Consider the following 25,872-nt stretch of genomic DNA (forward strand, 5'->3'; position numbering starts at 1 on the left):
ACTCCCCTCAGTCATTCTACATCCAAAAATGTAAATACCAGCGCACTATATATTTTCCCCAAAATAAACATATTAATCCGCTAATACATAAAAAGGGACCAAAGGGAATCGCTGTTTCTTTTGTTTTACCTTTTGAATACAAATATAATAGACCAATAATTGTACCACTAACTGAGGAAAGAAGTAGAATTAATGGTAAGTATATCCAACCTAACCAAGCACCAAACGCAGCAAATAATTTAAAATCACCATTTCCCATACCAATTTTACCAGTAAATAAATAGAATAATTTTATAAATAGCCACATTCCAATATATGCGATTGACGCACTGAGTACTGCTTGGGGTAGAGGTGTAAACAAGTTTGCAGTATTGGCAAGCAACCCCAACCATAATAAGCTTAACGTAAGACAATCGGGTAATATTTGATGATCTAAGTCAATAAAAATTAAACAAATTAAAATCCATATGGCTATTAATACAAAAAGCAAATGTGTAGTAAATCCAAAATGCCAACTTGCATATATGGAGAGTAGCATGGTACTTAATTCAATCAATGGATAACGGACTGAAATTGGGTTATTGCATTGATAGCAACGCCCCCGCAAAAAAATGTAACTTAAAACTGGAATGTTTTGCCATGCTTTGACCATCGCTTTGCATGAAGGACAAAATGATCTTGGAAAAAATAAATTAATCTTTTCTTGTTTGTCTTCTTCAATACCCACTAACTCATTATATTGTTGCCTCCACTCCATTTCGAGCATTATAGGTAAGCGGTATATTATCACATTAAGCAAGCTACCTACAGTTAGTGAAAATAGCGCGATTATAAGATACATCAACCATGTATTATGAGTGATTAAATCATGTACCATTGAACAGACCCACCTGAAATTAAGCCTGGGTTTCCAGTGAAGAAATGCCCAGAAAAGTAATACAAAATCTAGGAATTGCTTCGCAGTACCTAGCCTATTGACAAGAAGCTCTTATATTGCAGCACCTAATTTAAAAATTGGCAAATACATTGAAACTACAAGGCCTCCCACTAGAACTCCCAAAATAGTCATAATTATAGGTTCTAGTAAACTACTGAGGGAGTCAACTGCATTATCAACATCTTCTTCATAAAAATCAGCAACTTTACTTAGCATTCTTTCCAATGCGCCTGATTCTTCGCCTATGGCAACCATTTGAATTACCATATTCGGGAATAATTGAGTGTTTTCCATGGCTTTGTTCATTTGTTGTCCAGTGGAAACTTCATCTCTGATTTTATTTGTTGCATTTGAAAAGATAATGTTCCCTGTAGCACCTGCAACTGATTTAAGTGCTTCAACCAGAGGCAAACCTGCGGCGAAGGTAATTGATAGTGTTCTTGCAAAACGGGCAATCGCAGCTTTTTCAATAATGGGTCCAATTACAGGAATTTTTAATAATGTTTTATCTACATTTTGAGCAAATTGCGAGGAGTGTTTTACTGCATAAATAAAAGCGTAAACAATTCCAATTAATGATCCAAATATAAGATACCAATAGGATTGAAAAAATTTAGAAAGTTCTACTACGGTTTTTGTCATCATGGGTAAATCTGCCCCAAAACCTTTAAATAATGCTTCAAACTGGGGCACCACAAAAATAAGTAATCCTGCAGTAACAATAAGAGCTACAACGATCACTGCCATAGGGTAGGTTAATGCTTTTTTGATTTTCTTTTTTATGGTTTCTATTTTTTCTTTATAAGTAGCGATTTTATTCAACATGATATCGAGAGAGCCTGATTTTTCACCAGCATCGACTAAATTGCAAAATAAATCATTAAAATGAGAGGGATGTTTTTTTAAGGCTTCAGAAAGTGTTAATCCTGTTTCAACATCGTGCTTAATTTGCTCAATTAACTCTTTGAGGCGTGTGTTAGTTTGCCCTTTAGCTACAATATCAAAAGATTGAACTAAAGGGATACCTGATTCAATCATTGTCGCTAATTGACGGCTAAACACCGTGATGTCTGAAGATTTAACTTTTTTGCTATTTCGTTTTAAAATAGGGGATCGTTTTTTTACAATTTTACTAATAATAATCCCTTGTCTACGTAGTTCTACTTTAGCTAAAGCAAGGCTTCTAGCTTCTATATCCCCATTGATTTTTTGCGAAGCTTTATTGACTCCTGTGTAATGAAAAGTTAATGTAGTATTTGCATTTTTTTTCATTTTATTATGTAGTTAATCAACGGTTACCCGATTGACCTCCTCTATAGTTGTAATACCATGTTTTATCTTTTCAAGCCCAGATTGGTAAATAGTCAGCATGCCTTCATCTTGTGCCGCTTTTAGAATATCAAGGGCATTACCTCCTGACATGATTAATTGACCAATGGTTTTAGTCATGGGTAATACTTCAAATAATCCTATTCTTCCTCGGTAACCAGCGGTACATTTATTACAACCTACTGCTTTGTATAACTTGATTTCTTGTACGTCTGCTTCTGTAAATCCTAATTCGAGTAAGCCTGATTTAGTGAAGTCATCTCTTAAAATTTTACAATGTTCACATAATTTACGGGCGAGACGCTGCGCAATTATGAGAGTGACGGAACTGGTGATATTAAATGTTGGAATTCCCATATTCACCAAGCGATTTAATGTTTCAGATGCACTATTCGTATGCAAGGTCGAAAGGACTAAATGCCCGGTTTGTGATGCTTTGACCGCTATTTCTGCTGTTTCCAAGTCACGTATCTCTCCCACCATAATGATGTCGGGGTCTTGGCGCAAAAAAGATCGTAGGGCATTAGAGAATGTTAATCCTGCCTTAGGATTTATGTTCACTTGATTAATACCATGCATTTTAATTTCTACAGGATCCTCCGCGGTGGAAATATTCACTTCCTTGGTATTAAGTATATTTAATGCGGTATATAAGGTTACGGTTTTGCCACTTCCAGTCGGTCCAGTAACCAAAATCATGCCTTGGGGACGTTCAATTGCATGGATAAAATGATCTTTTTGCAAAGGGCTAAAACCTAAAGCTTCAATCCCCAATTTAACAGAACCTGGATCAAGAATACGAGTTACTACTTTTTCACCAGCAATGGTAGGGCAGGTGCTAACACGAAAATCAATGGTTCTTGTTTTAGATAATTTCATTTTAAAACCACCATCTTGTGGGATACGCCTTTCAGAAATATCCAAACAAGACATTATTTTGATGCGGGCAGTAATTCTGGCTGCTAATCTTGCAGGTGGAGTTGCTATTTCATGCAAAATTCCGTCTTGGCGGTATCGTATACGATATTCTTTATCATAGGGTTCAAAGTGAATATCAGACGCTCCTTGTTTAATGGCATCTAGAAGAATTTTATTGACAAATTTGACGATTGGAGCATCTTCTGTTATCGAGGCGGGCGCATTGAGTTCATGCTCTTCCTCTTCATTAATAATGAGTCCATCCATCTCATTAGTATCACCAACAAACTCGGATAAACATTGGTTTTCTTTAGTGGTGAGCAAATGATCAATTAGGACATTGAGCTTATCTGTTTCTACTACGATCGCATAAGTATTAAGTCCAGTTTGAAATTGGATCTCTTTCAATGAAGTTTGTTTGCTTGGATCGTCAGTGGCTAAATATAAATGATTTCCTCGACAAAATAACGGAATCATTGAATGACGCCGAATTAATGCCTCATTCACTAAACTTGTAGGGAGTGATTCTATATCAATACAATCGAGATCCAGCATAGGCACACCAAAATTTTGCGATGCTGTGTGGGCAATTTGTATGGCTGATAATATGTTGTTTTTAACAAGGTATTGAACTAATGAGATTTTTTCAGCATCGGCAAGCTTATAGTACTCTATGGCCTCAGATTTTTCTAAAAGTTTCTCTAAGACAAAAAGTTGACCTATCCCATATAATTTAAAATCATTGCTTCCTAACATAAATTCCATTTAGCTTTATAATAATATTAACTATAGTTAATGCATTCAATAAAAGCACGAGTTTTAATCAAGGCGAGGTGATTCATTCTAATTGAGAACAAAAGAGCTATGAAAAAAATTCATCCTAAACTCTATCCAAAAGTCCGGGCTAATAGAGGCGTTCCTAACTCCCTATAACTCGCTCTTTTTGTACTAAACTTTGGTCATAATTTATGAAAAGTCATATTTGATGCCAATCATAGGCTCTTGCAAAGCTGGTCGTAAAATAAAATTAATTGTCTGTACCCAAAACTCGTTGTATTGTAGTTTAATTGAGGATTAACTATTTTAAAAGGCATTATTTTGTTGATTGAACGTCAAATAAGACAATATCGCGCCCTGAATAAATGGTTTCATTCACCTTTGGGACATTTTACTGCCCATGAGTTTTTGGTTAATTTAGATTCTACAATGGAGTATTCATATGGTGAGATATTACTACAATTAGGAAATTGTGGTGATAATCCCTGGTTAAAAAAATTAAATTACATGCATAAATGGATTGCTTCTCCCTTTTATTTGGCTAACAAAAAATCACAAATAGAGTGTGCTTTAAATCAACTTCCTTTAGAACGTAATAGTATAGATTGTATTATTGCTCCACTTACATTAGAGCCTTTCGGAAGCAGTCTTAGCCTTATCGATGAAATTGATCGCTTACTTAGTCCTATGGGCTTTGTTATCTTATTAGGTATTAACCCTTGGAGCTTGTGGGGTGGTGCTATGAAAATGGGACTACTCCATTGTTATGATGATACCAAAGTTAATATGCGTACCCCTTTTAACCTGAATAGAATATTTTTACAAAGAGGTTACCGACAATACTCTCTAAGCAGTTTTTGCTATATTCCCCCAGTAAGTAATCCTACACTTATTAAAAAACTCACGTTTTTAGATGAAATAGGTAAAATGCTGTGGCCGTTTCCATCTGGATTTTACTGTTACATTGCACAAAAATATCAACTCATCGAACCATCACTACAGATAAAATTAATGAGTAAACCAATAAAAAATTATGAAGCACCATTACAGCCAATTTAAGTTGGACATTTTATTTGCAATCGATCTAACTCCACCATGTGTTTAATTACTCTTTGGGTTTTAAATTCATATCAAATGGACTGGGGCTTTTTAATTCAGATAATGACGGAGCATCTATCTCCACTGATGCATTAGATTGGCTTCGTTGCGAAATTGTAGCATCAAATGTTTTTAAATCGTTCATTAATTCATTTTGATCAGCGCTGCCAAAAGATGCTTGTCTGATATCTTGCCTTAAACTTTCGCCAATTGCTTTTTGGCTTCCTGCATAAAATTTACCGTTTCCGGGAGAATATACGTAATGATCTTTAGGTGAAAAAACTATATCACTCATAAATGCGATACTGATAGGCGTTATTTTTCCACAACAAAATCGCTCATTTTTTTTGACTTCATGTTCATAAAATCTTTTTTCCTGATCTTCATTATAAAAAGAAAGAATAGGAGGTTGCTGTAAAAGAAGTTGTTCACGTTTCTTTTTAATTAATTCATTATTTTCAAAAGCAATACATTCTGATTTAAAATGATCGATGAACTGTGATTGCTGCGACCCTAGAGATAGATTTTGAAAAAAAATCATTTTACTTAAGGGAACTACTTCTGCTTGATCTTGAAGATTTTGTGTCATATACATAGCCTCACTAAATACTAAAATCTTATTCTCATCATAAGAAATTAAAATAGTTCTTGATCATTTAAAGAGTAGCAGGTATGTAATGAAAAGCGAGTTAGAGCCAATAATTACAATAGGTAAGGTATCATTTTATCCTTTATACAGCTAATTTAGTTTGAACAGAGTACCTGTGTTTTTGTATACTTTGCATTCTCATAAGATAAGGTTAGTTTTATGAATAAGAAAACAATATTCAAAATCACTTTTGCTAATCAAGAAGCAATTTATGAAATTTATGCTCGATCTATAAAGGAAAGTGATATGTTTGGGTTTCTCGAAGTTGAAGAGCTTGTGTTCGGTGAGCAAACCTCATTGGTTGTTGATCCTTCTGAAGAGCGATTAAAAATTGAATTTAATGGTGTCAAACGAACATTTATTCCCATGCATTCAATTTATCGTATCGATGAAGTAACAAAGCAAGGAACAGCCAAAGTCAAAGACAATCCAGGCTATGGCAGCAAAGTCAGTCCTTTTCCTGGAACAGGGAAAATAAAAGATTAATAAATAGATTTAGCGAGAACCAATTTTGCCTAGGGGATTTACAATGACTATTCCAGATAAAATTAAAGATGTTTATGAGAAATCAACTTGCTTGTATACGACAAATGAAGTTGAGGCTGCTCTTGATAGAATGGCGATTAATATTCACAAGGAATTACAAGCTGAAAATCCTGTGCTTGTTTGTGTTATGGTAGGAGGTCTGGTTCTTTTAGGTAATTTATTGCCACGTTTAGATTTTCCTTTAGAAGTGGACTATGTACATGCGACTCGTTATCAAGGCGGGCTAATTGGCAGTGAAATAGTTTGGAAAGTAAGGCCATCAGAGAATTTAAAAGGACGTACCGTTCTTGTTGTTGATGATATTCTTGATGGAGGCGTTACTTTGGCATCAATTATTTCTGAAATAAAGGCTTTAGGTGCAGCAAAAGTATATAGTGCTGTTTTAGTAGACAAATATCGCAAACGCGTACCAAATGGTTTATCAAAAGCTGATTTTGTCGGTTTAGAAGTAGAAGATCATTATATATTTGGTTATGGCATGGATTACAATGAGTATCTTCGCAATGCACCAGGTATTTTTGTTGTGCATCCAGATCATGAATAAAGTTTAATGCTATCAGTATTATCACAGACATTATAATAAGCAGCAAAGTTCAAATTGCTGCTTTAATTCTTGGAGCTCTTAAGAACTAAAAATAGTACCATGGCTTTATTGGGGCTGTTGCCAAAAGAAAACTCCAGCGAACTCCCTCATAAAAGTTCCATCATCCAGCTCATTTATGTTATTCAACGATATCAATTAAAATATAGACGATGCTTTAATCTTACTTTTGTTTAGTGAGTTAATTAAAAGATTACACGAATGGAAGTGGTAAACTGCGCCAATCTTTGTCAGCACGAATACAATATATAAACAGTTTTGTTTCTCTGGTTTTTTAACTGTTATTTATAAGACAATTTTGCTGAATCCATGCATGTAATTCTCTTACAGCATAAGTTGCAACTTTATCTTCAGGCATCTGATGACTCAATATTTCACAGATATCCATAAACGGTGCTTCTTGCATTATTGCATTAAGCATAGTAAGTTCAGGAGATTCTAACTTACGGTATAGTACGTCAAGTTGTCGACGCCATATAAGCATAAATTGAGGTGATTTAAGTTTCGTGGAGGTTGGAATTGATTTATTACTTCGTAAGGCTTTAATAAGGTAAAGAGTACTCCAATGCATGATGAGTATTTTACATGAGGGATGCAGATTGAATTTCATTTCTGGCCATTGATGTAATGGTAAAGATTGCAAATCGAATACCGATAATAAATTTGCATCACGAGCTCCAATGGCTTGATATTCTGACCATTCAAACTCAGCAATTTCCGCTAAATGTGGCTTTTTCTTATAGGGTAAGGTTTCTGTTAAAAATTGACTGAGATTTTCACCAACTATCGCAGCTAACGTACTATAATCGCTCATCAATGCTTCTTCTAGCCGCGCATAAAACCCATCGACATAGATAGCCACTCTGTCTGCAATAGAGCCTTTAGGAGGAGAATCAAGATAAGGATTAATGAGTGGTTCGGACGTTAGGATCGAGTCTCGAAATAAAGTATGTATTTCAGTAAGTTTCATATGCTAAATCCATTTTTTCATGCAATAAATTACTTTGTTTAATTGCTTTTGCATATCCTAATTCCTGCCATAATTCTTCAAATAATGGAATATAATCATCACGCTCAATCATCGTTGATACGTCTCCAAATCGTTTGATTGCCTGGGCGTATAGGCTCCAGACTTCTGTTATGACTGGATGATCATGTGTATCAATAATGTAATCGCCGCAATTTAGGTGTCCCGCCAAATGAAATTGTTGTATCCAATCAACTGGAATGTTTTGCAAATAAGTTTCAGGATTAAATCCATGATTATAGGTGCTTACATAAATATTATTTAAATCTAATAAAATGAAACAATCTGCCTGACTGGCTATTTCAGAGAGAAACTCCCATTCAGTCATTTCGGATTTTTTGTAAGTAATATAACTGGATACATTTTCTAGCAATATTCGCTGCTGGTAAAAATCCTGCACGTATTTAACTCGTTCAACAATATGATTAATGTTTTTTTTGTATAAGATAGAGGAAATAAATCGTGCATATTGCGCTGATGGACACCCATCCAGCATAAGTGATCAGAAATCCATTTAGGTTGAATCCTATCTGCCAACTGTTTGACTCTCTTAAGATATTCAAGGTTCAGAGGATCGGTGCTTCCAATCGATAGTGACACACCATGCATTACAATAGGATAATTTACGCGCACTTTATCCAGGTAATAAAGAGGATTTCACCCATCAACCAAATAATTTTCGGTGAGGATTTCAAACCATTCTACTTTCGGCTCGTGCTCTAAAATATAACTGTAAGGCTCTGCTCGTAAACCCAATCCCATTCCTAAAGACGAATGATTTACATAATGGGTCTGTGCGTTCTTTTCCATCTGTTTTCTCCTGGATGGGAGATCAATCAATTCACGTGACATATTATGACTTACAGCTATTTTTCCCGTTGCACTTATTTGTGCCTTTTCAGCAGTTTTTTCCTTTGTAATTGTTCTTTGCCAGATTAGTAGATGAGTTAGTATTAGCCCCATTACTATCCAGGGTGGAAGATGCATAAATACCTGAAGTGAACAACGCAGCTGCTGTAGCGGCAATAATGAAGCTTCTTTTTTTCATTTCAATCTCCATATAATGAAGCAGCCAAGGAAACAGCTTTTTAATCATAGTTGACAGTGAGTCAATTACGTAAAGGCGTGACAAAAGTCAACAATGGTATTGTTGATAAATAAACTAAAATTGGTCAAATACTTTCATGCGCTTATTTTGAGCGATAATTCTACCTGACAAAATTTTTGCCATACATTCGTGAAATTGTCCTATTAATTCCGGAGTGGTTGTTGATACTTTTTGAATAAATTCAATGTCAATTTCATAAATAATGGTCGCTTGAGAAGCAATTAAGGTGGCGCTTCGTTTTTGATCGGTATACATTGCGATTTCACCTAGAATGTTTCCTGAATCAACAGTAAGTATTAATTTATGTCCAACATAAACATTTACTTGACCCCGATGGACAAGTAATACATTCGAAGCTTTTTCCCCTTCCTCGCAAATAAGGGCACCTTCTTTATAGTAAATGGGTAGGATACTTTCTTTAATAATTTTTATCAGTTCTGAGGAAAATCCAATATCCGATAATTGAGTTTCCATGTTTGGATCTTGTAAATGAAGATGTAGGTATTTATCAATCAATTGATTTTCACACCATTGAAAAGCTTGTTCACGATCTTTTAAAAATATCAACCAATTTGTATCTTTCTCTAAATTTGAGAGATTAGTGATGCTTACCTGCATATAGTCATTCATTGAACAGAAGACAAAATTGACGTCATTTTTCAAAGCCAATTGTTTTAAATTTTTAAATAAAATGACTAGTGAAGAATCTATATTGGTGGTTAATTCAAAATCTAAAATAATGTAGTGAATATTAGATAATTTCTCTATTGTTTTAGTAATGTTGTAAACTGAACCAAAAAATAAAAATCCTTGTAATTTAAAATACTGAATCTTGTCTCTATGCTGCGCTAATATTTTATTTAAATCAGGTTTTCTTATAAAAGATGAATGAAAAACAGTGCCTGAAAATTGGTGCTTGATAGGGTTTACCATACTGTAACGAAAGGCAAAAAGAATGGTAGAAATAATAATACCTAATCCTACCGCAACAATGATATTAAAAAAAATAGAAGTAGCAACAATAAGCAATATAATAGAGTACTCAGAGAAACTCACTACTTTCCATGTCGCTATGAGCCAATCATATAAAAAGTTAATCGCAATATAAAATAAATAGGCGCCTATAATTAATTTGGGTAGAAATGCTATAGTTTGTGCACCTAAAAAAAAGACAATAATCGAGGGAGTAAGAGCAATAAATCCTGTGATTTTACTTTTTCCTTGTTCTTTGACGAAGCTTGTTGCTGCCACCGAAAGATACCCTATAATTCCTCCTAGTAATCCACTGGCCATATTAGCTTGGCCAGTAATTTTTAATTCCTGGTTCAAATCAATTGATGTTTCTGTAACAAACTCCAAGCTACTTACGTTGAGCAATAGTGCAATAAAGCTCAATAAAATGATAAGTCCTACGCAATTTAACAAATCTAATGAAAAGAAAAAATGAAATGAACTCAAATGCAGGTTTAATGATTGTGGTGTTGAACTATTATTAAATGATACCAACATGAAACCGTGGGTGTCTGCTTCCGCAATTGTAATATTCATTGTGTGTAGTACAAGATAGAATAAAACGATCAGTAGAAAAAAAATACCCGGCAAAATGTACGGGCACTTGAATTTCATTTTTAAAAAAAAGATAAGAAATGCAGCTAAAAAAGCAGGAAGCCAATAGATCAGTATTTCAGGAGTAAACCATTGAATCCAGTGATAGTAGTCTATTGGGTGGCCCACAAGTAAATTTAGATTTGCTGAGAAAATCAACCGTCCTGTTGCTGCAAAAAATCCGCAAATAACAGGGTAGGGTAAGTATCGAATGATATTACCCAGTTCGAATTTACCTACTAAATAAAAAGTTAATCCGGCAATAAAAGTAGTAATGCTTATTATTATGAGCGTCGTTGTAAAAATAACATCCGTGCTCGTTCCTACTGGCAAGCTTTGATAAATAATAATTGCTAAAGTGGCATATAGAATGGCCGCTTCATCTTGAAATTGGGCGATTGCATACTTAATTTTTGAGCGCAATAAACTATTTGCCCCAATGATAATTAATGAGAGGATAAATAACTTGATTATTATTGGAACATAATTATTCAAAGTATCTTGATAAATAATGGAGGAAAAAGCAACTATAGAAATAATATTATCAATACCTATGATCAATCCTGCCAGAGCTGCCGTGATTAGTTGGCTGCGTGTCATTCATATTATCCTGGTTGCTTATCCCTATTTTGAGAGTAAGATATTTTGTGTCTTTCAGCAAATTTATTATTTCGTTGTTCTTGTGATTGAATAAAGCTTCGTTTTTTGCATTTTCCTTACCACCGTAAGATAAGAAAAAATCTATTTTTCTGAAAAGCTATTTATGGAACCAAGGTTTATGAATTTTATATTCACCTAAAACTCAGTTCCGCTGTACCCAGGTAAATTAATAGTACATTTTAAGGATAAGAATATGTTTTTTCTTCTTCAATGGGCAAATTTATTAACGAAGAGGAACTAAAAAAAAATTGTGTTATGGGTAATGGAGGCTCAAGCTTTCCTTTCTTGTCTAACCCCTTTTTTGCCATGTTTCTCACATCAGTGGTTAGGGCATGAGCACTAAGAAACTCTAATTGATGGAGTATTAATTTTTGTCGCTTCTCATTATATTTATCCCAATTATTAAATTTCTCTGTCAAATTAGCTGCTAATGTGGGATTTATTTTTTCTAACTGCAAAATAACATCAACAATTAATTGATAACCTTCACCTGATGAAGCATGAAAGCCATAAGGATTTTTGATAAATGTACCCAATAATGCATTGACTTTATTGGGATTGGATAAGTCAAAAGCTGGATGTGACATCAATTGAGTCACATTTTTTCCTACATTTTTTGTATGCGCTGCTGCTTGAACATTAAACCAATAATTAACAGCACTTACATCATCTTGCCAATAATGATAATAGTGTTCAAGTAATAAATCTGATTTACTGCTGTTGTGCTGAAGTAACAAATTTAATGCAGACATACAGTCCGTCATGTTTTTGCCTAGTGAGTTATTAAATTGTTCAACTAATTCTTGTTCGGTTTTTTCGGGTTGCACAGAAAGCAGATATTCATGATATACATGTTTTAAGCGGCGTATACCTGCAGCGAAAATATCAAATGACTTAAATGGTGCGTTTCCTGGTATAGGTAACCCAGCTGGTTTTTTTTGCGCACGTAATAAGTCTTCTTTCAATTCGGTTGCAAGTTGATTTTGTATCAATTGACGAGCCTGTGAAATTTTTTCAAAATCTTGATTTTGTAATTCAGCAAATAAAATTTCTTCTGAAGGTATGGTTAAAAGTTCGGCAAGTAACCAATAATTTAAAGAATGAGTGCTTTCGTTGAGTAAGTTACGATATACCTGAAAAAACTGAGATTCAAGTATCATTGATTTACCCAAGCAATAATCGCTCACCAATCGCGTGATCAGTTTTTTGGCTGCCTCACATCGGTTATAGAAATTTGTATCATGTTGCATTAATAACAATAATTGTTCTGTACTGTATGTAAACTCAAGTATAATAGGTGCTGAAAAACTACGTAATAAAGATGGGGTAGGGTGAGCGTTAATATTATCAAAATGAAATTCCATCTCAGGTTCATCCACCGTAATTAGGGTATCATTTAGAATTTCTGCGCCATCATTGTTGAGTAATCCTACTACTACAGGAATGGGACGTTCTTTATTTTCCCTGGTTTCAAATTTTAATGTATATCTTTTTGTTTCTGCATTATATGCGTCAGTAACAGTTACTTGCGGAATGCCTGATTCAGTAAACCATTTCAAAAAACGATGTATGTCTTTTGCGGTGAATGTGCTTAATGAATCGAGTACATTTTCTAAGGTAACCGCTTCGCCATCATGATCTTTTAAAAATTGAGTCATGCCGGCATAAAAATCTTTTTCGCCTAAAGATAACATTATCATGCGAAAAATATCAGCGCTTTTTTCATAGGCGGCGGGAGTATAGAGGCTTCTCACATTAGTATATGTATCTTGGCGTGGGGCGCGCTCATCAAGATTTTTACCGTCTAGTATACGGATTAAATCGGAACCAAACAAATGTTCCCTAAGCATGGCAGCCCGAAATGTCGTTAATCCTTCTTTAAAGGGTAAGTTAAACCAGTCACGAATTGTGACGCGATCTCCTGACCAATAGTGAAAATATTCATGAGCCACAACTTCTAATACTCTTAAAATATCATTATCAGTACGTGTTTCTGGAGTTGCAAATAAATTTGCAGTGTTGAACAAATTTAATCCAGTTGGTTCGGACGCTCCTGAGGCATATTTATCAACACCAGCAACCATATGTTGCGGTAAATCACATTCTAAATTAAAAATGTTTTCTTCCCAACGCATTGCTTCTTTTAGAGCCTCTTTAGCAAAATCACACTTTGTAGTGGCTTGGGGAGGTACGTAAAATTCAATAGGTAACATACGCTCAGAACGAGTCTTAAAATAAGTTACCGATTTTTGCAGTTTTCCTGCAACTAAAGCAAAAAGATAACTGGGTTTAGGGACCTTATCAAACCATGTTACTGAATGGAGCTCATCGTTTAGGTCTTTTTGCTCTATCAGTGTTCCGTTAGAGAGTAGTATTGGATAATCTATCTTTTTAGCGATAATCGTTGTTTTATATGTGGCAAGATTATCTGGGCGATCGTGGCAATATAAAACTCGCCTAAGGCCTTCAGTTTCAGCTTTAACAAGAATTGTTCCTTCCGTTTCATACAAACCGAATAAATCGGTGTTTTTACCTAAACGAGTTATCGTTTCAAGTTTAAATGTTTTTCCTTGAGGAACATTTTTGATTACTAAAGAATCTTTTGTGATCTCATATTCTTCGGGAAGAAGTATTTTCCCATTAAGGGCAATTGACTCCAGGGTCATATTCTCACCATCTAATTCCAAATTAACGGAATAAGAGGATGATTTTGGATTTGGTTCAATAATCAAACAAGCTTTTGATTGTACTGGTTCTTTAGAAAGGTCAATTTCTAAATCAACATGTTTTACTAAATAATCAAGAACCTGATAGTCATCTAATCTAAATATGCCAGAATGGTTTTTCATGAAAACTCCCTAATTCATGTTAGATTCAGAAGCAACAATATAAGATCAAAATGGTTATTACAATAGTTCTTGGGACTTTCGAGTTTTAAACCAGCATCGTTTACTTTGTAGCATCTTATGGAGCCATGTGGGTATGCATGATTGCCCCTATGTAATGACCATCCGGATCAATGATAAAAGCACCATAATAGTTGGGATAATAATGAGTTCGATATTTAGGTTCGCCATTGCATGTAGCCCCTTGTTGCAAGGCTATAGTGTAAAATTGTTCTACTGCTTTTTCATTTTCTGCAACAAAAGTAATGTGGCTAAAATAGTCGCTTCTTTTTCCTTCGCCAAACCAAAATTCGGCTTTACCTTGTTTACCAAATCCCGCCCACTGATTTTGTTCTTTGATTAAAGTAATGCCTAGCGGTTCTAAAATAAGGCAATAGAACTTTTGGGAGCGTTCATAATTAGATACCGTAATTCCAACATGATCAAGAATCATTAAATAATCTCCTAATATTCAGCCTCAATTTGCTCATTATTTTATAAAATAATTTTAAATTGAATCAGTTGTTAAGTGAATTGGATATTATCGAGATTTGTAAAAATTATTGTCTATTCAAACAAGTTTATGTAAAGATAATGCAATATGAATAAAAAATATCCATTAAATTCTATTAATGATTAGAGTTAGCTGTACTGGAGAAATAAATGGGTAAAGATATTGCTATTGATTTTACAAACTTAGACCAAGATAATCAGAGTTACCTTCAAAATTATCAAGCAAAATTTATTGGAGAGCTAGAAGCGTTAGTTGATATTATTAAGGCAAATAATCCAACAAGTAAGATTTCGAAAGATAAGATTACCAATCCAGATAACTGGTCACTCAGACATGTTGTTCCTGACACAGGTCGTAGTTCGCCCAATATTACTCTAAGAGTATCTAATCGGGATGATGATATCTCTGCTCTTGGTACAAGAGAAACGATATCACCGAACGAAGTTGGAAGAGAGAATTTATTTAAATATTTAAAAGTTAGACTTAAGGAAGCAGAAAAAATTGCTACTGATAGCCATAAGAAAGAGATAAAACAGCTCAGAGGCTATGTAGATTTGTTAAATTTGCAGGCTACATCAGTTATTTCCGAAATAGGGGCGATTGACTATTTATCTAAATTTGAGCGACATCTCACGGAAATATATATTGACTCTAATGCAAATAGTGATGATCAAATATTATTTGATCAAACTATTCATTGTATTAATCAGCTAAAAGATGCTTTTAAAAAATACTCCCTTGATTTTTTGACTAATGGTACTTTAGACAAACATACTACCAAAGATGCTGGTAGACTAAGAAATCATGTTGTCGATCTTTATAAAGAAATAAAAGGAAATATTGATGAGCTTGCCCAAAATCAATGTTTAATGAACAAGTATGTGCAAAAAATAAATAGTGAAATTGATTCAGCCGTAGGATGCTTTGAACACAAAAGCAATCTTAGTTTTGCATTACCTACTGGTGGCGAAACAACAAAGCAAAAGGCACGAAAACTTACTCAATTAGGTCTCGGAATTGGTGGAATAACTAGTGGTGTACTTGCTGTTAGTGCTACAGCTATAACTCCTATATTTCCTCCAGCAGCGACTGGTGCTGTGATTTTTGGCGCTGGTGCAGTAGCTTGTGGCCTGGCAGGAACAACTATTTCTATTTGTAATAGCGCGGAAAATTATTTAAGATATAAAATTCCGCCTAAAGCTGGTGAAAAAATAATAGTTGCACTACTTGCTACATCATTACTTGCCGGTGGGGCTAATGCAGTGTTGGGTTCTTCTTTACCTATTGTAACGGCGGTAGTTTCTGGTTCTAATAATGCTGCAAAAACGACCTATGGAACTGCATTCATTGGAAAATCATTACTTGATATTCCAGATCAAAAAAAGCTAAAGAGTGAACTCAAAGCAAAACAGGAGGTTCAAACTCCTCCAAACGATATAGTACAAGACCAAACTCCTTCCAATTCAAATATATCTAATCCCTAGATAACTGTTTGCAGCCTTCGCTGTGCGCCAAGGAAGGCTGAAAGCCGAGGCGCATAGTCCGCGATAGAGTGCGATTTACGCAGACAGCCCGTAGGGATGCGGAGTAAATCTTTATGCAATCGTTAAGTCGTTGGTGTAGGCATACGCTTTGCTCGTTCAGAGCAAACGTGCCGGAAACAGGACGCTCGCGGCCTTTAACCTGTCGCGTTGGCGAGTGAATTCTGGGGACTTGGATGTCCCAGAATTTTTAACGAGGTAGCGACACGCTTGTATTCAGTAAATGATAAAGGCTGCATCCAAATAAACAAACAAATTATTGAAACTTGTGAGAAGTATTTTCAGTAGATGATGAAACATGGGAATCTGTAGTAGCTTGAAATGTGCTTAATCGATGAGATTTACTTTTATTGGTTAACAGAGAAAACTGCAGTAAGAAATCAACAGAATTTTTATCCTTAACTTCAGCACTAGCTACTATTTTTTTTGCATCTCGAACTAAATTTTTAAATCCAGGGGAAGCATCAGTTTTATTTAAGTTGTTACACGCATCAATAAAAGATCGAGCCGTTTTTAGCGTGCTGTATTTTTGTAAAATTATCCTTAATTGATCAAAGTTAATATCAATTTTATAATTTAAACCTGCAAAAATATCCATTTCTAATTGATTTAGAAATTTAATAATTGTTTTTTTGTCTCTGTCTATGACTAAAAAACTCGCAATTCTATCTAAGGCCGGAATAAAATCTGAATTCCAAATCGCAAAATCATTGCTTGATTTAATATACAAGAGGGTGAGTCCGAAAAGATACCTTGAAAACTCAGTTAATCTGACTGAGTTAGGTGCCTTATCCCCAAATTTAGAAAATGCTTTGTCAATAAGTCCTAAAAAAAACTCCATTTCAGGTTTTGCATCTACTTTGCCAATACACAAAAAAAGTGCCTTTAAAAAGTTTTCTCCACCTTTTCTTTTTTTCTGTGGGAGTTTTTCCAGTAATTGGCGCATTATCTCTAAATACCACATAATTAATCTCGTATGTTTTAAGCGGTCATTTAATAACAAAAACACATTAAGCGATTATAAGTCAATCATTATATAAGTGTATTATTTTTTGTTTTAATAGGATGAGAATAGGATCCAATCTAGGTACAAGCCACTGTACCTAGATGCAAATAGATTAATGTGTTTTACTTTGGACAAGCATTTTATTTGTTAAAGCAATTGCTAAAGCAGAAATGAGCAGGGTTAAATGAATAATGACTTGCCACATTACGGAGTAGTTGCTGAGTTTATTGGGATCAATAAAAGTTCTTAATAAATGTATCGATGAAATACCAATTAATGAAAGTGCCAATTTAATTTTCATAGCACCAGCATCAAGATGATCAAGCCATTCAGGTTGATCAGGATGTGAATCTAGTGCAAGGTGGGAGACAAAAGTTTCATATCCTCCCATGACAACCATGATAAGGAGGTTTGCGATCATGACAACATCAATAAGATCCAGCACACCGAGCATAATGAGAGTATCATCAAAACTGTTAAGATGAATTATTAAATGAAACAATTCATACATAAAACGATAAACATATACAGCCAAGATTAATATAAGGCCTAAATATAATGGAAGTTGTAACCACCTTCCCATAAAAATAAACTGACTAATTCCTCTTTTTAAATTACTCATTTAATACACCTTTTATTCATTAAAAATTTTATTATTCTACTGCATTTTATATGTTGATACTTTAAGACGAGTTGACCAGTTGTCCCAAACACCTATGTGCCCTGGCTTGTTCGCGACATCCAGGCGATCTTAATCAATAGCAGATTTCTTCATCTAGATCACGCCATTTTGGATTAAGCTCCTCAATCCTATTTAACTTCTATTGTCTGCGCCTATTTTTGCAACGTATTCACGTCGAGCAATTGCTACATAAGCTTCATGAGCCTTATAATAAACCAATATATGCACATTGTACCGGGCTGTAAATCCTGGGACCCTATTATTTTTATGTTTCCAGACTCGGTTCATTAAATCTGACCTTGAACCGGTATCTAGTGTACCACTCCGACTGCTTGCCATAATATAAACATAAAAGGATTGCATCGTTCTTCCTTGTTTGAGTCGTGTTGGACTCAAGGTGATGTGAGCACTTCAGTTGCCCTGAGGAGCTGCTTTAGCATCATGTACTTTACCTCCAGTTAATTGAAATTCAATTGGAAAGCCACACGCATCAACTGACATATGGATTTTTTTTGTAGTGCCAGCAACGAATTTCCCAATCGCTTGATGTTCATAGCTGAGTTCCGTTGATGCATCCAAACGATACTGGCATCAATAAATTCCCATTCAAGATAAAGATCATGTATCAGGTCTTTAAAAAAATCTTCATCAAGTTGTTATTTGAGGACCAATGATTGAATTGTTGCTAGAGATAATTCTAGAATCCAAATTGTATGGGTAGATCTTGCAAAGGGGACAGCCAACACGCATACGGTATAATATTGCCCCAACAATCATACGAAGATTAGGCTTGTCATAAATCTGATGTCGAAGCGTGCTTTCCTTTAGGTTTGACCACAGCTCATTATTGAGCATCAGTCTAGTCATTACAAACTCATTGTATACTTAATATGAGAATCGTTCTATTATGAGGTTGCTCTTATTTATCAATCAATTAGAGATAATCTATCGGGTTCATTTTTATTAGGACTATCTCCGAGATGCCGCGAACAAGTTACGGCACGTAGGCTGCAGGGATGAGTTGTCAAATCGCCTTAATTTATCAAGTGTGGAATTTAAAAAAATTTTTACCTTAGATTGATTTAGAACTTTTAAAATAATTATTCTAGCTAACAAGTTCAATTAAGTACGGTATTATTCTTTATAGGAGAATTGTACCCCCGCAAAGCGGGGATGGCGATGGGCATCAAAGGAGGTTTTCACAGAACATAACATTTATATTTAAAATTCCGAAGAATTAAGATTTCTTATTGTGAGTTTGTTCCTGTTGCATCTCATTTTGTTGCTCTGGTTTTGTTGTTGGTTGCTGAAATAAAGGTAATGAATGCAACGGTGCTTCAGGCTCTACTTCATTGTCATTTTTATTAGAAGAATTTTTCTCATGTTCATCGACTAATTTTTCGTACAAAATTGCATGAGAAGCAGGAACCTCTTTTTTAACAACATGGGTTTCCTCTTTAGGAGTAATGATCCAGCGAAAGAAAGGGAGTTGGCTGAGGAAGTTGGCAAAAGATAGCTGGCCAGCCCACCATGCACGAAGATTTGGAAATAAAATTCCTTCACCACGCCACGCAGCACGAATGTCTGCAAAAAATCCGACGAGAAGATTGGGATTTTTTACAATCTGTACGCTACCTGCTGCAGTAGGATCATAATGTTCTTGCAGTCGTACTTTTTGAACATCTTCAACGATTACAGAATTTTGTTTGATTTGTTTTAATTCGCTTAACCATCGTTTCAATAGTTTTGGTGTTTTGATGTTTTGAATAGGCGTGTTTTGTTCTATATCTTTCTGTTTTGGGGGTAATTGTTCTGTAAATTCACGCCAAATTTCTTGTGCTTTTAGATTATGTTGTTTCAGTTGCTCATGGATGATGTCAATATTGGGGTTTTTTTGTTCTAATTGAGCTTCAATTATTTGAAGAGTCAGGTCTTTACTGTGATTATATTTTTCTAAAAACTCGCTCCAAGCTAATGTTAAGTCATTATCTTCAGATTGAAGTGCTGCATAACGTTCTGAAAAATATGATAAATAATTGTCATAAGCACGATGAAACAGACGACGAAGCTCTTTCGTATGGGTTGCAAAAATTTGCAGTTTTCTGATAAAGTCTTCAGGATTAAGATAAAAATCAGTATTAACCTGGTTGATACCAAAATCTTTTTTAAGTTCATTGAGATTTAAAACCATTTGAGTCTCACCAATAGCACCATATCGTCCCGAACGGCCGATAATTTGACCATAACTTCTTTCTCCATGAGGAAGATAAGTCAGTAAGACTTTAAGTCCTGCTTTATGGGCTTGCTCTTTAAGTTCAATATCAACACCTCTTCCTTCCATTTCAGTGGTAATAGTGACTTGGCCTGGTTTTCCAGCTTCATTTTTAATATAACTTGCTTCAGAAATAGACTCATCATAATCGATTCCAGCATGGATGCGAGTCAGTTTGGGCAAACCCTCTTGATCTCTTTTTGATTTTAAACGCTCCTCTAATTTATCATGAAGTATTTTAGATTCATTATCGTTTTTACAAATCAAAAGAATTGGTTGATGTTTTTCTCTCGATTCCAATATATGATCGACTAAGGCATCCAATTGTTTTGTTTCATTTTGAGTAATGCGAGTAGGGCGATCAAAACGACGTAATCCTTTATGTCTTGGTACAAAGATAAATTGCGTTCCAAATTCAGATTGAGCTTCTCTTTGTTCCATTTTTGAACCTATAGTCCCCGTGACGGCATGTAAGCTACTCTGGCTATAAGCTTTAAGCAGGGTATTAGAAGAGCTGCTAAAAGTAATCTTTCTTATAGGATCAATATTAAAAACACGCTTTTTGCTTTTACATTGCTCAAGTGCCTCTTTTAGATAGGGATTTTCTATATTAGGGTTTTGTGCTTTTATGAGACGATTGAGTTCGGCATGTAAGCATTGATGTACTCCATCACCAAAATTAGAGTTTTTGCTGATACGTGAACCAATGAGACACATCGCAGCAGCTACTTTTTTATCACCAAGCGGAGTGGGAGTGGTGGCATCGGAGACAACGGTATAATCAACGTTATATTCCAGATGACGGGCTGTATAAGCTGCATCTTGCCATTTTTCCAGTTGCGAGACAGGTAATGATTTAATAATTTGAAATAATCTGGTGTTTCTTGTCTCAATAAAGGTGAGTAGTTGTTCATTGCAACGTTGTTTGTTTTCCAGATAAGTTTTTTCAGTTTCATCTTGGGCAAAAAAATCCATCAGTAGTGGAAAAAGAGCTAGCAAATCGATATTTTGCTTGGGTATTGTTGAAGAGTAGTTGTATTTTAAATTAGCAACATCAAAATATGTTACATCAGCTTCATCCAGTAATAAGGCTCGTTTTTCAGGATCTTTATTAAGTACTTGTTCCGATTTATTTTGGCTGAATGCCTTATTACGAAACAGGCAGAGATTTTCAGGATCAGAGAAATTAATTCCACCCATCTTATAGTCTTCAATTTTAGATGAAGAGGTAATGAAATTAACTTCAGCGCCTAGTGAATTAAAAAAAGGCAGTGATTCAAGGTAATCTCGTTCTGCGAGGGCCAAGTTACTGGTCAAGAAATCAACTGTTTTTCCCTTAAGGAATTGACACGCATTTAGAATCATCATGATTCGAGTTTTTCCTTCACCTGTTCCTATTTCAGCAGTTACTTTATTACCTGTCTCCAAGAGGGAAAGAATGGCTATAATTTGGGTTGTATTCAGCTCATAAGAACGGCCAGGTACTTGGCTTTTACCCACAAACTCTGGAGGACGGCCTTTACAACGATGTAATAACTCTGCTGCGAGCATAACCATTTTAATATGATTTTCAGGCGGTCTTTCCTTAAATACTTTAAGTTGGTCTAATATTTGTTGGGTAGATAAGTTTTTGGCACGTTCTTGTTCCTTTTTAATTTCATCTAGATATTTTTGAGTAAAGATTTGTTGGACTTCAGGCATCTGTTTCAGCGTTTTTTTCGCAGCATCGAGCTTGAATCCATTTTCTTTTTCCCGTCCATTATGGCTGGCTGTGGCGCAAGGGTGTTTGTCGAAATATTGATATTTTTCCTCGACTTTTCTTTCGGATGGTTCTGATCCTGAGCGAAGTGTTTTAGTCCAATCTATAAAGGTAGATAAAGGCGGAAATGGGGCATGTTGATAGTAATTGTTAAGGAGCTTCGTGATTGAATGATTTTCTTTATTTTCATGAATAAATTTTAGAAAATTGTGTACATCTGCTTTATTGCATTTCACTGAATTATTCATCTGCGTCATTACAGCATTAATAAAATCTTTTTGCAGATTTTGAGGTAATTCATTGTATTCCTTGGAGTTAAACAACTCGATTAACTCTTTTACACCGCGATCAGGAAGCCCCCCTGAATAGTGGTACATGAGACTTAAAACAAGGTTTTGATGATCAAGAGCGACTAATTTATCAATAAGCTGACATATGTCGTTATGATTTTTGCTCACATCATCTGGTGAGTTCTTAAGTGCCATACTAATAAAATGATTCGCGCGAGTGGCAATATTGCTATATTTTTGAATTAATTCTTCTTTTTTTGCATGGAGATGAAGGATTATATTTGGGAAATTGTGATTTTCTTTATTCCTGATTGCCTGAAGATCTTTATATGTACTTGAGTCTTTTTCTACCAATTCTGGGATAAGTCCAAATGACTCCAGGCTATCTAGTTCTTCCTCAGTGACATCATCAGAGCGAGCAGAGGTATTCCATAAATAGCTTAAAACATTTTGGAGCAAGTTTCTATTTTTTTGTTGAGTAGAGCGCTCCTCTACTGCCTTGAAGATTTCAGTAATGCGCGCACTGATTGCTTGACAGTCTTTAAAATATTCTTTGTCATTTACTGAAAGCATTAGAATTGCATCAAGATCTTGTTGAATTTTTTTGAGTTTATCAATTGATTTTATGCCGGAGTTAATATTGTTTATTAAATCGGAAATAGAATCGCTTAACTGGTTTAGCTCTTGTGGATAGTCTATTGCTTCAGGAACTTTTGCATGTTCATGATACTTATAGAGCGAATCAGGTGTGCTCAGGCATACCACTTCAGCTGAAAAATTAAATGCTTCCTTACGGGGAATTTTTTGTGTCATGAGTTGAGGGTAAAGAATATCCAACAAGTAAGTGCATTTTGCGAGCGAATTGGTTATATCACCTTTATTTGATCGATGTTCTTGAACAATATTCATATACTGTTCAAATTCATCAAAAGAATTATTTTTTGTAATGCTATCAATAAGTGCCTTAAATTGTGTCAGGTAACTTGGTGGACCAGGATGTTGATTGCGTGACAACAGTCCATTAGTTTTAAATGCTTCTTGGCAGAACTCAAAAAATCTGATTTTTTGAGTAGGGGTTAAAACTTTAGTGAGACTTACCAGGCTTCTTACAAGAGTTTCATGTTGATCTTTTTCTTCTTCATTGTCAAAATTACTGACCGACTGCTCAATATATAGGCAGGTGTCTTGTTGAGTACACTCAAGTTCTCTGAAAAGTGTACTAAAATTTACTGCATCTTTAAGATCAAGCAACATTGTACCATTAAAATGCTTACCATAATTTTCATGCATCCATTCCCGGATCTCTTTTTTAGTTGTTGGTTTAGAACGGCAAATCAGGCTCATTAAATCATCCTGGATTTTATTGAGTACGGTATAGTCGAGCTTATTAGGATGGTTTCTGTTTTGGATTAATTTTAATAAGGATAAGCCATAGGGTAACAGGTTTTGGATTTTTTCTTGGTACTGAGCATTGTTTGGATTTGCGAGTCTTCTTTTATAAGGCTCGATAATTTCGTGGGCTAACCGTGTTTTGTTTTCATATTCTAAATGAAAGGAAGTAAGTAGGGGTAATAATACTTCTTTTGGATTTAATTCCGCAGGATTTATTGTATTAACGCTTGAATCGGTCAATAACTCACATGCGCTAATGAATTGTTCCAGAAGAGTGATATCCTGGGGTTCAGGAAAATATTGGCCATCCTGGTTTGCTTTGACGGTTTCTGTTTTAATTAGGCGTATTGCATGCATCATGCTCTCAGGATAATCTTTATAGAGTGACGCCGCCTTATCCATTGTTTTCATCATGTCCTTTTGGACAGTTATTAACATTACTAGACTAAGTTTCGGATCGAGGAATTTGTATTCAGAAAGTTTCAATAATTTGTTTAAATAACTCATGGGTGGAGTAACAAGCATGTCCATAACAGGTTTTAATGTTTGAATACGTACGGCTGGAGTTCCTCCTTGATTTTCGATGCCTGTCGAGAATATTGCTCTTCCCATAGCACTACGATTCGCTTTCAGTCGTTCCAGAGAGTCTAGTTTTATCATTCTTGTTTGGAAGCTTTCCCATTCTTCAAGTACTGCTTTGGAGTCAAAACCAGTTTTCGAATTCGTGCTTGTTGATTTGGCTAAAATATAAAGCATACGTATCTTAGCTTCATTATTGATTTCTTGATTTGAAAACAATTCATCAATAATTTTTCTATATTGTTCTAATGGTAAGTGTTGCTCTTGGGTAGCAAGATAACGATAAAAAGCGGGTTTAACCAATTCAGGGTTGCTATTGTTATCTTGTGTTAATAACCTTTTTATCCATTCAAGTTCACCTCTTTCTCCCAAATTAGTTTCTACTTGCATTTCTGGGATAATGAAATGGTATACATTAGGATTTGGGATGGTGATGTTATTGATACACTGCCATTGTGCGGCTAGATCTTGTGGAGGACATTTATTTAAAAGATCTACGATTGCAGTGAGTGCAGAGGAAAACTCTTTTTCATCTTTAATCGTTTTTATTTCCTGGAAGCTTAACCCCATCTGTTCAATGATGTTCACTGCACTAGTAAATTGTTTAAATAAACCAGGGAAATCACTGTAGCCAGTTTTACGGCTATGATTATGGATAAGAGCCATCCACCAACTGCGATGTTCCTTGCTCAGATTTGCAATTTTGGAAAGAGTCTCTTGGAACTCTTTATTGTCAATGAAAGGCAAAAAAGATGGCATGAATTTAAACAAAGAAGCATACGTATCTAGGAATGCTGGTCCTTTGTAAGGATCCTTATTGTATTCTTCCCATGTGCTAAATAACTGACTTAATCCAGGCGCTCCATATTGCCCATAAACATCGAGAAGTGCATTGTATTGCTCTTTATCAAATTTAAGTTTCGCACTCCACATTGTAAAAGCCTGCGCCACTTCTCTGTTGTTTTTGATGAGCTCAGGTAAGGGGTGATTTTCTTTATTAAATTGAAGACCTATATCTTTCTTGAATCTTTCAGCTTCTTTTCTATTCGTTAATTCTTTCCAACAAGACAGATTTGCCCTTTGAGTTGGTAGTGACAAAATCTCAGTGAGGATCTGGGTGGCGATTGGTGAGCGATCCAGTTTAGGTAAATCATTAGTGAGTGTTAGGGTAGAAGTATTTTCAACTTCTGTTATAGATATTGGTTGAATTTCTGTACCCATCTCTTCATGTAGAGTAATTTCAATTCGAGGTATTATTTTTCCTTTAGGAAGAGTTCTGCCTTCTGGTTTATTTGACGAAGACTGTATTGCTTGTGGAAGGTTATTTTCTAAATTTTGTTTGTTCTTTTCTAAACGATAATTGGAGATAAGATTGTCCAATTCAATTTGTATTTTAGTGTTTTCCAAATGTTCTGGAAGATTAATATTCAGTGTAATTTGTGAGTGTGTTTTTAAAAAATCAAGTATTTTTTGTGCCTGAGGAGCAGTCATTTCATTACCCTGAATTATTAAATTTTTTACAGGGTTATTAATGAGGGTTGTTAATGCCTGTGTGATCTGGGTATCAATATCAGATGCAGATAGCATGGTTAAGTCGAGCAATGCGTCATCGTTTTGATATTTAAGAATTTCATGATCTTGCTTCTCAAGCATACATACTCCTAATATGATAGGCATGGTTAATACATAGTCATTAT

16 protein-coding genes and 3 pseudogenes are annotated in these 25,872 nt (G+C 35.0%); 4 read left to right on the forward strand and 15 right to left on the reverse strand.

All coding sequences use genetic code 11. The features are described 5' to 3' along the window. Positions 1-16: 16 nt before the first annotated feature. The 3 genes from EKG34_RS13095 to pilB all read right to left on the reverse strand — a co-directional run bounded on the left by EKG34_RS13095 (position 17) and on the right by pilB (position 3,940). Positions 17-877: a prepilin peptidase gene (locus EKG34_RS13095; protein WP_003631625.1), complete on the reverse strand. Its 861-nt coding sequence runs from the start codon at positions 875-877 to the stop codon at positions 17-19. A 111-nt stretch (positions 878-988) separates the two neighbouring features. Then, positions 989-2,209 (reverse strand): type II secretion system F family protein, encoded by a 1,221-nt coding sequence (locus tag EKG34_RS13100; RefSeq protein WP_003631624.1) that lies wholly within the window; start codon positions 2,207-2,209, stop codon positions 989-991. Between the two features lie 12 nt (positions 2,210-2,221). Then, positions 2,222-3,940, reverse strand: coding sequence for a type IV-A pilus assembly ATPase PilB (pilB, locus tag EKG34_RS13105; protein ID WP_003631623.1), 1,719 nt, complete (start codon positions 3,938-3,940; stop codon positions 2,222-2,224). 342 nt (positions 3,941-4,282) lie between these two features. On the opposite strand from pilB, the gene EKG34_RS13110 reads away from it, so the two are divergent. Next, on the forward strand, positions 4,283-5,020 hold the full coding sequence (locus tag EKG34_RS13110) for a methyltransferase domain-containing protein (protein ID WP_012979093.1): 738 nt from the start codon (positions 4,283-4,285) through the stop codon (positions 5,018-5,020). Positions 5,021-5,066: 46 nt separating this feature from the next. Here EKG34_RS13110 and EKG34_RS13115 read toward each other — a convergent pair whose 3' ends face one another. After that, the gene (locus EKG34_RS13115) at positions 5,067-5,648 is read right to left on the reverse strand and encodes a hypothetical protein (RefSeq protein ID WP_003631620.1); all 582 of its coding nucleotides are present in this window, start codon (positions 5,646-5,648) and stop codon (positions 5,067-5,069) included. Positions 5,649-5,867: 219 nt separating this feature from the next. Here EKG34_RS13115 and EKG34_RS13120 point away from each other — a divergent pair, with 219 nt between their 5' ends. Both EKG34_RS13120 and EKG34_RS13125 read left to right on the forward strand, forming a co-directional pair. Beyond that, complete coding sequence (locus tag EKG34_RS13120) at positions 5,868-6,194, forward strand: DUF1820 family protein (RefSeq protein WP_003631619.1); 327 nt, start codon at positions 5,868-5,870, stop codon at positions 6,192-6,194. Positions 6,195-6,237: 43 nt separating this feature from the next. Then, positions 6,238-6,798, forward strand: coding sequence for a hypoxanthine-guanine phosphoribosyltransferase (locus EKG34_RS13125; RefSeq protein ID WP_003631618.1), 561 nt, complete (start codon positions 6,238-6,240; stop codon positions 6,796-6,798). A gap of 331 nt (positions 6,799-7,129) precedes the next feature. Here the strand turns inward: EKG34_RS13125 and EKG34_RS13130 are convergent, their stop codons facing one another. The 6 genes and pseudogenes from EKG34_RS13130 to EKG34_RS13150 all read right to left on the reverse strand — a co-directional run bounded on the left by EKG34_RS13130 (position 7,130) and on the right by EKG34_RS13150 (position 14,594). Next, positions 7,130-7,825 (reverse strand): putative DNA-binding domain-containing protein, encoded by a 696-nt coding sequence (locus EKG34_RS13130; protein ID WP_003631616.1) that lies wholly within the window; start codon positions 7,823-7,825, stop codon positions 7,130-7,132. Continuing rightward, a pseudogene (gene bufB, locus EKG34_RS13135) lies at positions 7,812-8,845 on the reverse strand (MNIO family bufferin maturase). The gene EKG34_RS13130 and the pseudogene bufB overlap by 14 nt, the downstream one beginning before the upstream one ends. Then, the gene (locus tag EKG34_RS18260; protein WP_003631613.1) at positions 8,781-8,930 is read right to left on the reverse strand and encodes a hypothetical protein; all 150 of its coding nucleotides are present in this window, start codon (positions 8,928-8,930) and stop codon (positions 8,781-8,783) included. Before EKG34_RS18260 ends, bufB begins: the two are co-directional and overlap by 65 nt. Positions 8,931-9,044: 114 nt before the next feature. Beyond that, the gene (locus tag EKG34_RS13140) at positions 9,045-11,195 is read right to left on the reverse strand and encodes a SulP family inorganic anion transporter (protein WP_003631612.1); all 2,151 of its coding nucleotides are present in this window, start codon (positions 11,193-11,195) and stop codon (positions 9,045-9,047) included. Between the two features lie 239 nt (positions 11,196-11,434). Beyond that, positions 11,435-14,104, reverse strand: coding sequence for an aminopeptidase N (gene pepN, locus EKG34_RS13145; RefSeq protein ID WP_003631611.1), 2,670 nt, complete (start codon positions 14,102-14,104; stop codon positions 11,435-11,437). Between the two features lie 115 nt (positions 14,105-14,219). Further along, positions 14,220-14,594, reverse strand: coding sequence for a VOC family protein (locus tag EKG34_RS13150; RefSeq protein WP_003631609.1), 375 nt, complete (start codon positions 14,592-14,594; stop codon positions 14,220-14,222). Between the two features lie 209 nt (positions 14,595-14,803). On the opposite strand from EKG34_RS13150, the gene EKG34_RS13155 reads away from it, so the two are divergent. Beyond that, entirely contained in the window at positions 14,804-16,138 is a 1,335-nt protein-coding gene (locus tag EKG34_RS13155; protein WP_003631608.1) for an ECF transporter S component, read from the forward strand. A gap of 313 nt (positions 16,139-16,451) precedes the next feature. Here EKG34_RS13155 and EKG34_RS13160 read toward each other — a convergent pair whose 3' ends face one another. The 5 genes and pseudogenes from EKG34_RS13160 to EKG34_RS13175 all read right to left on the reverse strand — a co-directional run bounded on the left by EKG34_RS13160 (position 16,452) and on the right by EKG34_RS13175 (position 25,828). Beyond that, entirely contained in the window at positions 16,452-17,159 is a 708-nt protein-coding gene (locus EKG34_RS13160) for a hypothetical protein (RefSeq protein ID WP_003631607.1), read from the reverse strand. 154 nt (positions 17,160-17,313) lie between these two features. Beyond that, positions 17,314-17,823, reverse strand: a complete 510-nt coding sequence (locus tag EKG34_RS13165; RefSeq protein ID WP_003631606.1) for a TIGR00645 family protein — start codon at positions 17,821-17,823, stop codon at positions 17,314-17,316. Positions 17,824-17,956: 133 nt separating this feature from the next. Continuing rightward, a pseudogene (locus EKG34_RS13170) lies at positions 17,957-18,246 on the reverse strand (GIY-YIG nuclease family protein). Between the two features lie 57 nt (positions 18,247-18,303). Further along, positions 18,304-18,750 (reverse strand): annotated as a pseudogene (locus EKG34_RS18645) (transposase); the annotation flags it as partial. Between the two features lie 370 nt (positions 18,751-19,120). Further along, positions 19,121-25,828: a preprotein translocase subunit SecA gene (locus EKG34_RS13175; RefSeq protein ID WP_003631604.1), complete on the reverse strand. Its 6,708-nt coding sequence runs from the start codon at positions 25,826-25,828 to the stop codon at positions 19,121-19,123. Between the last annotated feature and the right edge of the window lie 44 nt (positions 25,829-25,872).

The sequence above is a fragment of the Legionella longbeachae genome, assembly GCF_004283175.1.
Taxonomy (GTDB): Bacteria; Pseudomonadota; Gammaproteobacteria; order Legionellales; family Legionellaceae; genus Legionella; species Legionella longbeachae.